The sequence below is a fragment of the Streptomyces sp. NPDC056169 genome (assembly GCF_042268445.1).
In the GTDB taxonomy this organism is placed as follows: Bacteria; Actinomycetota; Actinomycetes; order Streptomycetales; family Streptomycetaceae; genus Streptomyces.
The window spans coordinates 105,049-117,892 of sequence record NZ_JBHJUO010000019.1; the positions used below are offsets into that span (position 1 = coordinate 105,049).

14 protein-coding genes are annotated in these 12,844 nt (G+C 72.3%); 8 read left to right on the forward strand and 6 right to left on the reverse strand.

Annotated elements, in window-relative coordinates:
• Nucleotides 1-55 precede the first annotated feature (55 nt).
• Nucleotides 56-1,066, forward strand: coding sequence for a helix-turn-helix domain-containing protein (locus tag ACFC0G_RS29640; protein ID WP_376408804.1), 1,011 nt, complete (start codon nucleotides 56-58; stop codon nucleotides 1,064-1,066).
• A 4-nt stretch (nucleotides 1,067-1,070) separates the two neighbouring features.
• On the opposite strand, the gene ACFC0G_RS29645 is transcribed toward ACFC0G_RS29640, so the two are convergent.
• From ACFC0G_RS29645 to ACFC0G_RS29660, 4 genes are read right to left on the reverse strand one after another with little or no spacing between them, the layout of a single operon-like run.
• Nucleotides 1,071-2,312 (reverse strand): ABC transporter permease, encoded by a 1,242-nt coding sequence (locus tag ACFC0G_RS29645; RefSeq protein WP_376408807.1) that lies wholly within the window; start codon nucleotides 2,310-2,312, stop codon nucleotides 1,071-1,073.
• Nucleotides 2,309-3,130 carry an ABC transporter ATP-binding protein gene (locus ACFC0G_RS29650; protein WP_376409015.1) on the reverse strand — a complete coding sequence of 274 codons (822 nt, stop codon included), beginning with the start codon at nucleotides 3,128-3,130 and terminating at the stop codon, nucleotides 2,309-2,311. Before ACFC0G_RS29650 ends, ACFC0G_RS29645 begins: the two co-directional genes overlap by 4 nt.
• 50 nt (nucleotides 3,131-3,180) lie before the next feature.
• On the reverse strand, nucleotides 3,181-4,629 hold the full coding sequence (locus tag ACFC0G_RS29655; protein ID WP_376408810.1) for a peptidoglycan-binding protein: 1,449 nt from the start codon (nucleotides 4,627-4,629) through the stop codon (nucleotides 3,181-3,183).
• Nucleotides 4,622-5,119 carry a hypothetical protein gene (locus ACFC0G_RS29660; RefSeq protein ID WP_376408813.1) on the reverse strand — a complete coding sequence of 166 codons (498 nt, stop codon included), beginning with the start codon at nucleotides 5,117-5,119 and terminating at the stop codon, nucleotides 4,622-4,624. The genes ACFC0G_RS29655 and ACFC0G_RS29660 overlap by 8 nt, the downstream gene beginning before the upstream one ends.
• Before the next feature lie 377 nt (nucleotides 5,120-5,496).
• On the opposite strand from ACFC0G_RS29660, the gene ACFC0G_RS29665 reads away from it, so the two are divergent.
• From ACFC0G_RS29665 to ACFC0G_RS29680, 4 genes are all read left to right on the forward strand, one after another.
• The gene (locus ACFC0G_RS29665; protein ID WP_376408816.1) at nucleotides 5,497-5,910 is read left to right on the forward strand and encodes a hypothetical protein; all 414 of its coding nucleotides are present in this window, start codon (nucleotides 5,497-5,499) and stop codon (nucleotides 5,908-5,910) included.
• Between the two features lie 39 nt (nucleotides 5,911-5,949).
• Nucleotides 5,950-6,939 (forward strand): hypothetical protein, encoded by a 990-nt coding sequence (locus ACFC0G_RS29670; RefSeq protein ID WP_376408819.1) that lies wholly within the window; start codon nucleotides 5,950-5,952, stop codon nucleotides 6,937-6,939.
• A 134-nt stretch (nucleotides 6,940-7,073) separates the two neighbouring features.
• Nucleotides 7,074-7,316, forward strand: coding sequence for a hypothetical protein (locus tag ACFC0G_RS29675; RefSeq protein ID WP_147420012.1), 243 nt, complete (start codon nucleotides 7,074-7,076; stop codon nucleotides 7,314-7,316).
• Nucleotides 7,310-7,759: a DNA-binding protein gene (locus ACFC0G_RS29680; protein ID WP_376408822.1), complete on the forward strand. Its 450-nt coding sequence runs from the start codon at nucleotides 7,310-7,312 to the stop codon at nucleotides 7,757-7,759. Before ACFC0G_RS29675 ends, ACFC0G_RS29680 begins: the two co-directional genes overlap by 7 nt.
• A gap of 60 nt (nucleotides 7,760-7,819) precedes the next feature.
• Here ACFC0G_RS29680 and ACFC0G_RS29685 read toward each other — a convergent pair whose 3' ends face one another.
• Nucleotides 7,820-9,106, reverse strand: a complete 1,287-nt coding sequence (locus ACFC0G_RS29685; protein ID WP_376408825.1) for a geranylgeranyl reductase family protein — start codon at nucleotides 9,104-9,106, stop codon at nucleotides 7,820-7,822.
• A 146-nt stretch (nucleotides 9,107-9,252) separates the two neighbouring features.
• Here ACFC0G_RS29685 and ACFC0G_RS29690 point away from each other — a divergent pair, with 146 nt between their 5' ends.
• Together ACFC0G_RS29690 and ACFC0G_RS29695 are read left to right on the forward strand one after the other, a co-directional pair.
• A complete protein-coding gene (locus tag ACFC0G_RS29690) occupies nucleotides 9,253-9,981 on the forward strand; it encodes a peptidase inhibitor family I36 protein (protein WP_376408828.1) in 729 nt (242 codons plus the stop codon).
• Nucleotides 9,972-11,411, forward strand: coding sequence for a phosphodiester glycosidase family protein (locus ACFC0G_RS29695; RefSeq protein WP_376408831.1), 1,440 nt, complete (start codon nucleotides 9,972-9,974; stop codon nucleotides 11,409-11,411). Before ACFC0G_RS29690 ends, ACFC0G_RS29695 begins: the two co-directional genes overlap by 10 nt.
• 11 nt (nucleotides 11,412-11,422) lie before the next feature.
• Here the strand turns inward: ACFC0G_RS29695 and ACFC0G_RS29700 are convergent, their stop codons facing one another.
• Nucleotides 11,423-12,118, reverse strand: coding sequence for a demethylmenaquinone methyltransferase (locus ACFC0G_RS29700; protein ID WP_376408834.1), 696 nt, complete (start codon nucleotides 12,116-12,118; stop codon nucleotides 11,423-11,425).
• Nucleotides 12,119-12,247: 129 nt separating this feature from the next.
• Here ACFC0G_RS29700 and ACFC0G_RS29705 point away from each other — a divergent pair, with 129 nt between their 5' ends.
• Nucleotides 12,248-12,838 (forward strand): SigE family RNA polymerase sigma factor, encoded by a 591-nt coding sequence (locus ACFC0G_RS29705; RefSeq protein WP_376408837.1) that lies wholly within the window; start codon nucleotides 12,248-12,250, stop codon nucleotides 12,836-12,838.
• Nucleotides 12,839-12,844: the final 6 nt, after the last annotated feature.

A 12,844-nucleotide genomic window follows, 5' to 3' on the forward strand; every position in this document is an offset into this window, starting at 1 on the left:
CCGACAGTGGCGGAACTGACCCTGTGCGCACGGTTCCTGCCATAGCCTGGCGGTCATGAGCACAGGTCCGGGAGTCGTCGCCATCGCCGTCGTGCCGGACGGCGGGGTCGGTCTCACCCTCTGGGAGCTGTACGAGATCTCCATCGCGTCCGCGGTCTTCGGCATCCCGCAGCCGGATCTGGCCGATTCCTGGTACGAGTTGCGCCTCTGCGGCGACCTGACCGCGGCGCCGCCGCCGGGGCCGCTCTCCCTGCGCGTCACCCACGGCCTCGACGGGCTCGTCGGCGCGGACACGGTCATCGTGCCGTCCGTGCCCGAGGCGGTCGTCGACGACGGCGAGGAGGTGCCCGCCGAGCTGGTGGCGGCCCTGCGCGCGGCGGCCGACTCCGGCGCCCGCGTGGTCTCCCTGTGCACGGGGGCCTTCGCGCTCGCCGCCGCGGGGCTCCTCGACGGCCGGCGCGCGACCGCGCACTGGCAGCACACCGCGCAGCTCGCCGCCCGCCACCCCGAGGTGATCGTCGACGACTCCGTGCTCTACACCGACGAGGGATCGGTGCTGACCAGCGCCGGTGCCACCGCCGCGCTCGACCTGTGCCTGCACCTGGTCCGCAAGGACCTCGGCGCGGGCGTGGCGGGCCAGTTGGCCCGGCGGCTCGTGGTGCCCGCCCACCGGACCGGCGGGCAGGCTCAGTTCATCGAGACGCCGCTGCCGCCCAGCGACGACGACAGTCTCGGCCCGGTCCTCCAGTGGGCGACGGAGCACCTGGCCGAGCCGCTGACCGTGGAGGACCTGGCCCGGCGGGCCCGGCTGAGCACCCGGACCTTCCACCGCAGGCTCCAGGAGGCCTGCGGGACCACGCCGCTCCAGTGGCTGCTCCAGCAGCGGGTCGCGCGGGCGCAGACCCTGCTGGAGTCGACCGATCTGCCGGTGGAGCAGATCGGCGACCGCAGCGGTCTGGGCACCGCGGCCAACCTGCGGCGCCATTTCACCCGTACGGTCGGGGTCTCCCCGAGCGACTACCGGCGGGCGTTCAGGCCTTCGGGGCCCCCTTCGCGAGGCCGTTGACGCTTCAGTGGCGGAGGGCCTCGGCCGGCTCGATCCGGGAGGCCCGCCAGGCCGGGTAGAGACCGGCCACGACACCGGTGACCAGGCCGATCGCGGGGGCCGCGACGACGACCGCCGGGTGGACGACCGGGGTCCAGTCCCGGACGAGCGCCACCCCGATCACCGTGCACACGCCCAGGGCCGTCCCGACGAGCCCGCCGACCGCGCCCAGGGCCCCGGACTCCGTGAGGAACTGGACGGTGATGTGCCGGCCCCGGGCGCCCAGGGCGCGCCGCAGTCCGATCTCGCCGGTCCGTTCCAGGACCGCGACCAGGGTGGTGTTGGCGATGCCGACCGCGCCGATGACCAGACAGATCCCGGCGAGCAGCAGGAACAGCTGGTCGAGGTCGCCGGTGACGCCGGCCCGCAGCGTCCTCGGGTCCGGCGGCGGAACGGCCTTCAGGTACTCCGGATGGTCCGGGCGCAGCGCGACCGGGGCCTCGTCGGCGATCTGCCGGGCGGCCCCCGTCTCGGTCGCGACGAGCATCCGCGCCTCCCCGGCCCCGGGCGGCCCCCACATCCGCTCGGCGGTCGTCCGGGGCACGCTCACCGACATCAGCACGTCCGGCCTGCGTTCGACGTCGTCGACGATGCCGGCCACCACGAACGGCTCGTCCCCGATGAACACCGCCGGCCGGGTCTCCAGGGTGGTGATGCCGAGCCGGGCCGCGACGGACACCCCGATGACGGCGACCGGCTGCGCCTTCGCCGAGGCGAACTCGTCGTAGAGCCGGCCCTGCGCGAGGCGGGGGACGGCGGCGCGGAGCGCGCCCGGCGAGGCGGCGACCACGTCGACCGGTACGCCGTCCGCGCCGTCGCCGACGGGCGCGGCGCGGACGGTGACGTCCGGGCCGAGCCGGACCGTCCAGTAGACCCCGGCGGCCCGGACGCCGCCGAGCCGCTGGATCCGGGCGTCCGCGTCGGCGGGGAAGCCGGGGCCCGCGAACTCGTTCTGGTCCCGGGCGACGTCCTCGACGGTGACCTCGGTGGCGGTCAGCAGGTCGAAGCGGGAGTCGATCTGGGAGGACGTGGTCGCCGTCAGCCCGAGGATCGCGACGAAGGTGCCGACGCCGAGGACCGTGCCGAGCGCGGTGAGCACCGACCGGCCGGGGCGCTGGACCATGCCCGCGACGGCCTCGGAGAGCGCGTCGCGGGGGGTGAGGCGGGAGGGTTCGACGACCCGGCGGGCCCGGAGACGGCTTCTCATACGGGGCTCCGATCCGCGCGGGGTACGCCGTCCCGGGGAGCGCCTTCCCCAGGTCCGTCCCCGGGTACGCAGTCCCGGGGTGCGTCGCCCCTGGGCCCCTCGTCCCTCGGCTGTTCGCTCAGGACGCCGTCGCGGATCGTCACCGTGCGGCCGGCGCGGGCGGCGACCTCGCTGTCGTGGGTGATGACGACGACCGTCATGCCGGAGGCGTGGAGTTCGCCGAGGAGCGCGAGGACCGTCTCCGCGTTGCCGGAGTCGAGGTTTCCCGTCGGCTCGTCGCAGAGCAGCAGCGAGGGCCGGCCCGCCAGCGCGCGGGCGATGGCGACGCGCTGGCGCTCGCCGCCCGAGAGGCGGCCCGGGAGCGCGTCGACGCGGTGGGCGAGGCCGACGCGTTCCAGCGCCTCCCTGGCCCGGGTGCGGCGCTCGGCGCGGGGGACGGCCGAGTACACCATGGAGAGCATCACGTTCTCCATGGCGCTGCGGTGCGGCATGAGGTGGAACGCCTGGAAGACGAAGCCGATGCGGCGGCCGCGCAGGGCCGTGCGATCGCCGTCGGAGAGGGCGGCCGTGTCGATGCCGTCGAGGAGGTAGGTGCCCTCGGTGGGGGCGTCGAGGAGTCCGGCGACGTTCAGGAACGTGGACTTGCCGGAGCCGGAGGGACCGACGACGGTGACGAACTCGCCTTTCTTGATGGCGAGTTCACAGGGGCGCAGGGCCTGGACGGGCGGCGGCCCCGGGTAGGTGAGGCCGACCTGCCGGAACGCGATGACGGGGACGCCCGGATCACCCGGATCACCCGGACCGGCCGGGGCGGGCAGGGCGGGCGGTGGGCCGGGCTGCCGGTCCCGCCGGCGTCGTACGAACGGGCTCACGACGACCCCCGGCCGTCCGGGGCGGCGCCGTTGGCGGCCACCCCGGTGACGACCTCGGCTCCCTCCTCCAGGGTGCCCGCGGCGAGCGGGACGACCTCGACGTATCCGTCGCCGAGGGTGCCGGTGCGCACCTCCACCGGGGTGCGGCGGCCGTCTCCGGCCACGACGGTGACGAGGGTCCGGCCGTCCGCGCCCGCCGACACGGCGGTGACGGGGACGACGAGGGCCTCGCCGTCGGTGGAGGCCGCCTCGATCGTCAGCCGTACCTCCTGGCCGGCGAGGGCGGGCGGGATCTCCTTGTCGGGCACGGCGGTGAAGAGGAAGCCGGTGGGGCCGTTCGCGGGGGCGGCCGCGCCGTCCTGGCCTTCTCCGCCGCCGTCGGTGGGCGGGGTGTCGGCGCGCGGGCCGGTGGCGGTGTCGGCGACGGTCGCCACCCGGGCGGCGAGTTCGGTGCCGGAGGTCTCGTCGAGGACGCGGACCTTCTGGCCGGACCTGACCATGCCCTTCTGGTGGTCCTGGAGGTGGCCCTGGGCCAGGAGCCGGCCGGAGGACAGGGTCATCAGGGTGCCGGAGGCCGGGGAGCCGGGGCGCGCGGCGAGGGACGCGACCCGGGCGGGGAAGCGCTCCACGAAGACCACCTCCCCGGCGGGGACCATGGGTCCGGCGGCGGCCCACGCCTTGTCCAGGGCGGTCCGGGCGACGGCGAGGTCGGCGACGACCCGGTCGCGCGCCTTGCGGAGCGCCTTCACCTGCGCCTTGTCCTTGTTGTCGGCGAGGGCGTCCCGGGCGTCCTCGGCGGCGCGTTCGGCGGCGGTCACCGCCGCCGTGGCGCTGTCGACGGCGGCGCCGTCGTCGTCCTGGGCGGGCCGGGGGTCGTACCCGACGGAGGCGTAGAACTCCGCGACGGCGTTCTTGGTCCCGTCGCCGAAGGTGCCCTTCGGGTCGCCGCCCCGGCCGTGGCCGAGCGCGGCGAGCGCGGTCTGGAGCTGGGCGACGTCGTCGCCGGTCGCCCCCGGCTTGAGGTCGCGGTAGACGGGCAGCCGGCCCTTCAGTACGAGGACGGGGCGGCCCGATATCTCCAGGAGGACCTGCCCGGGGCGCACCGCGGCGCCGACGGCGGCCGGCGTCTTGGTGACGACGGGCGTCCCGCCCTCGCCGCCGGAGACGACGGGGGCGACCTGCACGGTCTGTCCGGCGGCGACGGTGCCGCGCAGGACGACGGTCTCGTGGAGGACGCGCCGCTCCACGGGCGCGGTGAGCAGGTCGGGCGGGGGTGCCTCGGCGTCGGCGGCGACCTGCGCGGGGGACTTGACGACCGTACCGGCGACGGCACCGGCGCCGATGAGCAGCACGGCGCCGACGACCAGGGCGCCGATCCCCGCGCGGCCGCGGCGGGTACGGGGTTCGCGGGAGGTGTCGCCGTCCCCGCCGACGACCTCAGCCACCGTCGACCGCGTTTCCCTGGCCTCCCTGGTCCTCCCCCGCCACCGGGCGGCACTTGCGGAGGATCTCGGGGAGCTTCTCGTCGTACTTGACCGCCTCGCTCTCCGGCAGCCGGCCGGTCTTCGGGTCCGGGTCGGGATAGTCGGGGAATCCGTTGCGCCGGACGCACTCGGAGACGGCCTTGTCCTGCTTCAGCTGCGCCTGGTCGACGGGCGGTTCGGTGGGCATCAGGCTCTTGCACGCCTTGTCGGCCTCGCGCTGCGCCTGCTCGCTGTTGGCGTCCTTGTCGACCCGCCGGGCGCCTCCCTCCGACTCCACGAGCTTCAGTCCGTGCTCGGCGAGGCAGTCGTAGAACGGGGCGAAGGCGGCTTCGACCGAGGACGTCGGGTCCGGACGGGCGGCGGCGGGGCCGGTGTCGGTGTCGGGGTCGCCCCCGCACCCGGTGAGCGCGAGAGCGGCGAGGAGCAAGGGGGCGGCCAGCGAACGTCTCATCGGTGCACGTCCTTATCCGGGGGTCCCGATGCCGGGGCTTCCCGATACGGGGGCGGCGCTCGGGGCCGGTGGCGTGGTGCGCCTCCACGGCTCGGCGCGGAACAGGCCGGGCGGCTCGTACGGCTGCTCGACCGGGGCCACTCTAGCCACACGGAAGAGGGGACGCCTCTTCCCTCAACTGGCATGCCGTACACACGTGTTGTCCACGATTTAAGCCATGGCGCGGAAGATTCACCGGACTTGACATAGTCGCGGGAGCGCCGCTTGGCCAATTCCCCGCCGGTGGCGTCTACTTCCCTGTCGTCGTCACGCAGGCACCGACTGTCACATGGCTTACATGGTGCGTGACAGCCCTCCCCGTACCGAAAGGCAAGGACATGAAGAACACCGCTCTCCGGCGCGCCCTCGGCACCGTCGTGGTCCTCGGCACCCTCGGAACGGGCGTGCTGGCAACCGCCGGCAGCGCCTCGGCCGTGACCCGGGACGGCTACCTGGACATCCGGGAGTTCGGCCTGTTCTACAACTCGTCCCTCGGCGGCTCTTTCCTTGACCTGTACATGGCAGACGGCGATCTCGCCAACGACCGGTTCATCAGCCCCGGCCCCGGCCAGGGGTACACCGTGGGCAACAACGCCGCCTCGTACTTCAACAAGGACAAGGTCACCTGGTACGTCTACACCGGCGCCAGCGCCGGTGGCATCGAGGGCTGGATCCCCGCGGACCGCTTCGGCACCTTCTCCGAGACGTTCAAGAACGAGGTCTCCTCGGTCTACCACTTCAAGGCCCGCTGACCCCTCCCTCCCCCGCCTCGCCTTCCCGGAGCCCCCTTCATGCGTCCCCGCCGTCCACTCACCGCCGCCGCCCTCCTGCTGAGTACGGCGCTGCTCACCGCGTGCTCGTCGGGCGAACCGGGCGACCCGGGCCGACCGGGAGGACAGGGCGGCCAGGCCGTCTCCGCCGGTGCGAAGCCGCCGTCCGACCCGGCCAAGGTGCCCGCCGCGCAGCTGGTGTACCCCCTGGACCCGTACAAGACGTCGAACGAGCAGATCCGCAGCCTGGAGAAGGCACAGGACCTGCTGACGGCGGACTGCATGAAGCGGTTCGGGTTCACGTACCGGCCGCCGGTCCGGCCCCTGCCGCGCACCAGGAGCACCTGGTCGCGGTACGGGGTCACGGACGAGACGACGGCCGCCCGGTACGGGTACGTCAAGCCCGGCGTCGGCCCCGGGCCCGGCAAGGCGGCCGAGGGCTCCCTCTCCTCGTCCGAGCAGCTGGCCCTGCACGGCCCGCCGCTCAAGTCCAAGCCGGGCGGCGGCATGGTCCTTCCCCCGACCACTCTGGAGGAGTCCCGGAAGACCGACAGCGGCCGGACGGTCGGCGGGCAGAAGGTGCCGGTCGGCGGCTGCGGCCGGGAGGGCCACCTCCGGCTCTACGCGGAGAAGAAGGACCCCGTGGACCTGCTCTACGTCTTCGGGATGGAGTCGGAGGCGTTCTCCCGGGCCAAGGAGGACCCGAAGGTGGCGAAGGCCCTCAAGGCCTGGTCGGCGTGCATGGCGGAGAAGGGGTACGGCGTCACCGACCCCGTCTCGCCGCAGAAGGCCCTCGGCCTGAGGTCCGAGGCCGAGTTCGGCAACGCCAGGGCGATCGCCGCCGCACGGCAGGACGTCGCCTGCAAGAAGCGGACGGATCTGGTGGCCCTCTGGTACACCTCCGAGGTCGGGTTCCAGAACGAGCTGATGAACCGGCACGCCGAGACGCTGAAGCAGGTCAGGACCGAGCTCGACGAGCGGATCAGGAAGGCGGCCTCGGTCAACCGGTGACACGGCGAAGGGCCCTCCTCCCGCGGGAAGAGGGCCCTTTTCGTTCGCGCGCTTCAGGCCTTCGGGGCCACCTTGGTTCCACCGAGGTAACCATCGGACGAGAATTTTCCTACCGACGGTGTTACGTTTTAGGCATGAGCAGTCACGTGGCACCCCAGGCCGTCGAGCGGGCCGGCAAGAGATCCGTGTCGCTCGCCCAGTCATTGATCAAGGAAGTAGAGGAACGCGCCGGCAAGAGCGGGTTCTCCTCCGTTGTGGCCGAGGCCCTGGAGGAATGGCTCGCCGCGCAGAAGCTCCGCGAGGTCGTGACCGCCGACCGCAAGGCGTTCGGCCCCGTCTCCGCCGAAGCGCGGCGGCAGGCGGAGCAGGAGTGGTAAGCAAGCGCCTCAAGATCAAGGCAAAGAGCGAGGGCACGCTCGTCCTGGACGCCCAGGGGCTTTCACTACACGTCGACGGCGACGAGAGGATGCGTGCGCGCATTGAGGTCGCTCAGCAGAGCGGCCGACGCGTGGCGCTGTCCGCACTGACGCCCTTGGAGGTGCGCCGAACAGGAGAAGCCGCCAAGCGACTCCAGTTCCTGCTGTCCCGGTTCGACGTGAAACCGGTCAACGACGCGGTGACGGGCGCCGCAGCGAAACTGCTGGACGCCTCGGGCCTTGACGGACACGAATGCCTCGTGGACGCACTCGTGGTCGCCACGGCCGCACTCTGCACTCCCCCGGTACTCCTCGTCACGTCTGACAAGTCGCACATCCCGGCGCTGTGCAAGGCCGCCGAGGAGCTTCCGGGCTCGCCGACGGTAAAAATCGTCAACGTGTGACGGCCCAACGCCACGAGCCGGGCCGCTCGACTGTCCAGCGAGCGTCCCGGCCTTGAACGGTCAAGCTCGGGGTGCCACCTTCGAGAGGCCGTTGATGATGCGGTCCATCGCGTCGCCGCCCGTCGGATCCGTGAGGTTCGCCAGCATCTTGAGGGTGAACTTCATGAGGAGCGGGTGGGTCAGGCCGCGCTGCGTCGCGATCTTCATGACCTTCGGGTTGCCGATGAGCTTCACGAAGGCGCGGCCCAGCGTGTAGTAGCCGCCGTAGGTCTCCTTGAGGACCTGCGGGTAGTTCCGCAGGGCCAGCTCGCGCTGCGCGGGGGTCGCGCGGGCGTGCGCCTGGACGATGACGTCGGCCGCGATCTGGCCGGACTCCATGGCGTACGCGATGCCCTCGCCGTTGAACGGATTGACCATGCCGCCCGCGTCGCCGACGAGCAGCAGGCCCTTGGTGTAGTGCGGCTGGCGGTTGAAGGCCATCGGGAGGGCGGCGCCGCGGATCGGCATCGTCATGTTCTCCGGGGTGTATCCCCAGTCCTCCGGCATCGAGGCACACCAGGCCTTGAGCACCTCGCGCCAGTCCAGCTCGCGGAAGGCGGAGGAGGAGTTGAGGATGCCGAGGCCGACGTTGGACGTGCCGTCGCCCATGCCGAAGATCCAGCCGTAGCCGGGGAGCAGCCGGTCCTGCGGGCCGCGCCGGTCCCACAGCTCCAGCCAGGACTCCAGGTAGTCGTCGTCGTGGCGGGGCGAGGTGAAGTACGTGCGGACGGCGACGCCCATCGGGCGGTCCTCGCGGCGGTGCAGGCCCATGGCGAGGGAGAGCCGGGTGGAGTTGCCGTCGGCGGCGACGACGAGCGGGGCGTGGAAGGTGACCTCGCGCTTCTCGTCGCCGAGCTTGGCGTGGACGCCGGTGATGCGGCCGGTGCGGTCGTCGACGATCGGGGCGCCGACGTTGCAGCGCTCGTAGAGGCGGGCGCCGGCCTTCTGGGCCTGGCGGGCGAGCTGCTCGTCGAAGTCGTCGCGCTTGCGGACGAGCCCGTAGTCCGGGTACGAGGCGAGCTCGGGCCAGTCGAGCTCCAGGCGGACGCCGCCGCCGATGATCCGCAGGCCCTTGTTCCGCAGCCAGCCGGCCTCTTCGGAGATGTCGATGCCCATGGAGACGAGCTGCTTGGTGGCGCGGGGGGTGAGGCCGTCGCCGCAGACCTTCTCGCGGGGGAACGCGGTCTTCTCCAGGAGCAGGACGTCCAGTCCGGCCTTCGCCAGGTAGTACGCGGTGGTGGAGCCGGCCGGGCCCGCCCCGACGACGATCACATCAGCGGTGTGCTCGGAGAGGGGCTGCTCGGTCACGACGGAGTCTCCCGGAAATTCGGTGTTGAGGACGTATCGCAGTCTATGGGGGGCGGGTGCGGGGGAAGCGGAGGGTCACCCCACCGCTTTCCCACAGGGTGAACACGTGTTCCCCTGTGCGGAACGTGATGGCAGATTGATCATCCGTGACCGACTTCCGATTCGATATACGGCGGGGCGCGCTGATCACAGCCGTCCTCGCCCTCCTCTGCTCGCTGTTCTACGTGCTGCCCGCGAACGCCGAGTCCACCGACTTCGCCGACTGCCCGGCCGACACGCTCTGCCTCTACTCCGGAGCCAAGGGGACCGGTGAGCGGCGCGACTTCACCGACCTGCAGAACCTGGAGAGCTACGCCCCGGCCTGGGACGGCAAGACCCTGTCGGCGAAGAACAACACCGACCTCTGGGCCTGCGTCTACGGCGACCCCGCGTACGGCGGCGCCCTGCAGACCGTCAAGCCGGGCAACGCCGACGCGTACGCGGCCGGCGCCGTCCGCTCCCACAAGCTGGTCCCGGCCCGCGCCCGCTGCTTCACCGGCTACGAGCGCTGCCCCGACAACCGGGTCTGCACCTTCCCCGAGCCGAACGGCCGCGGCGCGATGACCGTCCACCTCCCGAAGACCGACCCGACCACCCGGAACTACGGCAACAGCTACGGCACCGGCGCCATGCCCAAGTCCGTCTGGAACCGCACGCAGAAGCACGTCTGCTTCTACCCCGAGCCGACGTTCACCGGCAGCTGGACCGACCCGGACGACGCCACGAAGTACGGCGCCTACGTCGTCCTGCGCGGCGACAGCATCACCGTCCCGGCGCCGTTCGCCACCTCCATCCGCTCGCACGAGCTCGTCAACGGAACGGCGGAATGCCAGTGACCGGGAACCGCCTCCGCCCCTGGGTGGCCATGGCCGCCGCCCTCGGCGCCGCCCTCACCCTCACCTCCGCCGCCGCACACGCCGACGTACCGGCGGCCGACCCGCTCGCCAACTGGACGAAGGGCACATCGGTCAAGATCACCGCCGGGGTCACCCACACCACCTGGACCGAGAAGGTCCTCGCGGACGGAACGAGCCCCGACAACCGGGCCAAGCCCCGGATCCTCCAGGTCGTCGAGATCGACCCGACCGCCGGGGGCCTCACCCTGGAGAGCACCATCGGAACGAGCGGCGGATCGGCCGAGGTGGTGACCGACCAGCTCACCCAGGTCTCCAACACCGTGGCCCGCCGCCCGTACGCGGGCGTCAACGGCGGCCTCTTCCAGCCGGAACCCGCCGGGGCCGGCGTCGCGGACACCGCGGCGCACTCCAGCGTCTCGGCCACCGACGGCGTCCTGCACAGCTCCAGCTGCTGGAACGGCGGGAAGGGCAGTACCGGCGCGGTGATCCAGTACGGCACCCCGTACATCACCAAGCTCCTCACCGACCTGAAGCTGACCGGGCCCTCCGGCGAGACGGTGCGCGTCGACGACTTCAACCGGACCCCGGGCCGGCCCCCGCACTGCGCGCGCGACGCCGAGGACACGCAGGTGACCACGAAGCCGTCCGTCTTCACCGACCCCGACGAGATCGTCGTGTTCACCGACGACTACGGCCTTCCCGTGCCCAAGCCCGGCACCGACCCGACCATCGCCGCCACCGCCGACGCCGGCTTCGAGGTCGTCGTCGACGCGCACGGCGTCGTCACCCAGGTCCGCGAGGGCCGCGGCGGGACCACCGTCCCGGAGGGCGGCCGCGTCATCCAGGGCATCGGCACCGGGGCGCAGTGGCTCCGCGAACGGCTCGCCGTCGACGACCGGGTGACGATCGACCAGAAGCTCCACGACGTCACCCTGAACCGCGACATCCCGCTGGACGAGTCGGTCGACGTCGTCAGCTCCTTCCACCAGCTGCTCCGCGACGGATCGATCCCCTCGGAGCTGCCCAACTCGTGCAGCGAGCCGAGGACCGGCAAGGACGGCACGACCCAGATCTGCATCGACTCGCGCACGGCGCTCGGCACCAACGTCTACGGACGCCCGGTGCTCGTCACCCTCAGCGGCGAGACCGTCCCGAGCGGCGACCTCACGACCAACGAGGACGGCGCCTACCTGCGGGACTTCGCCACCCTCCTGGACGCCCCCGGCCTCGGGATCATCGACGCCATCAACCTGGACGGCGGCGGCTCCACGACCCTGGTGACACGGCCGCTGACGGACATGGCCGTGAACACCCCGCCGACGGACCGGGTGGGCGGCAAGTACGTGTACCGGAAGGTGGCGGACTCGGTGTACGCCGGGGTGGGCGGCTACGGCATGTACGCGAAGTAGCCGCCGACCGCTCAGACGGCCTTGAACCCCCGGTGGAGGGCGACGATCCCACCGGTCAGGTTCCGCCAGGCCACCTTCGACCAGCCGGCCTTCTGGAGCAAGCCCGCCAGGGTCGGCTGGTCCGGCCAGGACTGGATGGACTCCGCCAGGTACACGTACGCGTCGGGGTTCGAGGAGACGGCACGCGCCACCGGCGGCAGCGCGCGCATCAGGTACTCCTCGTACACCGTGCGGAACGGCCCCCAGGTGGGGTGCGAGAACTCGGAGATGACGACCCGGCCGCCCGGCTTCGTCACCCGGTACAGCTCGCGCAGCGCCTGCTCGGTGTCCTGGATGTTCCGCAGCCCGAAGGAGATCGTGACGGCGTCGAAGACGTCGTCGCGGAAGGGCAGCTTCGTGCCGTCGCCCGCCGTGAACGGCATCCACGGGTGGTTCTTCTTGCCGACCTGGAGCATCCCGATCGAGAAGTCGCAGGGCACGACGTACGCGCCCGCGCGCGCGAAGGGCTGCGAGGACGTGGCCGTACCCGCCGCCAGGTCGAGGATCTTCTGCGCGGGGCGCGCGTCGACCGCCTTCGCGACCTCCTTGCGCCAGCGGCGGTCCTGGCCGAGCGAGAGCACGTCGTTGGTGAGGTCGTAGTTGGCCGCGACGTCGTCGAACATGGAGGCGACTTCGTGCGGCTGTTTGTCCAGGTTGGCTCGGGTCACGGGACCCATTCAAGCAGCCGCCCGAATCTCTTCCCGTACCGCTTCAACCTTTCGGGCCCGGCGGTGCTCAAGGACGGTCGGAAGCGCTCTTCGGAGGCGCTGTCCGGGACCGAGAGGAGCAGGGGTGCGATGGCAGTGCCGACCGAGGTGAGACCCGTGGGGGTGAACGTGGGACCCGACGGGGGACCGGACGTGGGGACGGCTGTGGGGACGGACGTGGGGACGGTCGCGGGGTTCGAGGAGTTCGCCCGCTCCGCGCAACAGCGGCTGTACCGGACGGCGTACCTGCTCTGCGGGGACGCGGAGGGCGCCCGGGACCTGACCCAGACCACGCTGGCCAAGCTGTACCAGCACTGGCGGCGGGCGGGGGCCGCCGATCATCCGTACGCGTACGCCAAGACGGTGCTGACCCGCACCTTCCTGTCCGAGCGGCGGCGCCGGCTGCGCGATCTGCTCGCGCTGACCCGGACCGGGGGCACGGAACCGGCACCGCCCGCCGACCACACCGATCTGCGGGTGACGCTGCTCGGCGCACTCGCCGAGCTCCCGCCCCGGGCACGGGCGATGGTCGTGCTGCGCTACTGGGAGGACCAGAGCGTGGCCTCCGTGGCGACCCTGCTGCGGTGCAGCGAGGCCACGGTCAAGAGCCAGTGCTCGCGTTCGCTCGCCCGACTTCGCGTACGCCTGGCGGATGCCGGGCTCTCGATCACGGAAAGCTGAGGTCCA

Coding starts and splice junctions, on each gene's coding strand:
- ACFC0G_RS29640 (WP_376408804.1), top strand. CDS start 56: ATGAGCACAGGTCCGGGAGTCGTCGCCATCGCCGTCGTGCCGGACGGC.
- ACFC0G_RS29645 (WP_376408807.1), bottom strand. CDS start 2,312: ATGAGAAGCCGTCTCCGGGCCCGCCGGGTCGTCGAACCCTCCCGCCTC.
- ACFC0G_RS29660 (WP_376408813.1), bottom strand. CDS start 5,119: ATGAGACGTTCGCTGGCCGCCCCCTTGCTCCTCGCCGCTCTCGCGCTC.
- ACFC0G_RS29665 (WP_376408816.1), top strand. CDS start 5,497: ATGAAGAACACCGCTCTCCGGCGCGCCCTCGGCACCGTCGTGGTCCTC.
- ACFC0G_RS29670 (WP_376408819.1), top strand. CDS start 5,950: ATGCGTCCCCGCCGTCCACTCACCGCCGCCGCCCTCCTGCTGAGTACG.
- ACFC0G_RS29675 (WP_147420012.1), top strand. CDS start 7,074: ATGAGCAGTCACGTGGCACCCCAGGCCGTCGAGCGGGCCGGCAAGAGA.
- ACFC0G_RS29695 (WP_376408831.1), top strand. CDS start 9,972: ATGCCAGTGACCGGGAACCGCCTCCGCCCCTGGGTGGCCATGGCCGCC.
- ACFC0G_RS29705 (WP_376408837.1), top strand. CDS start 12,248: ATGGCAGTGCCGACCGAGGTGAGACCCGTGGGGGTGAACGTGGGACCC.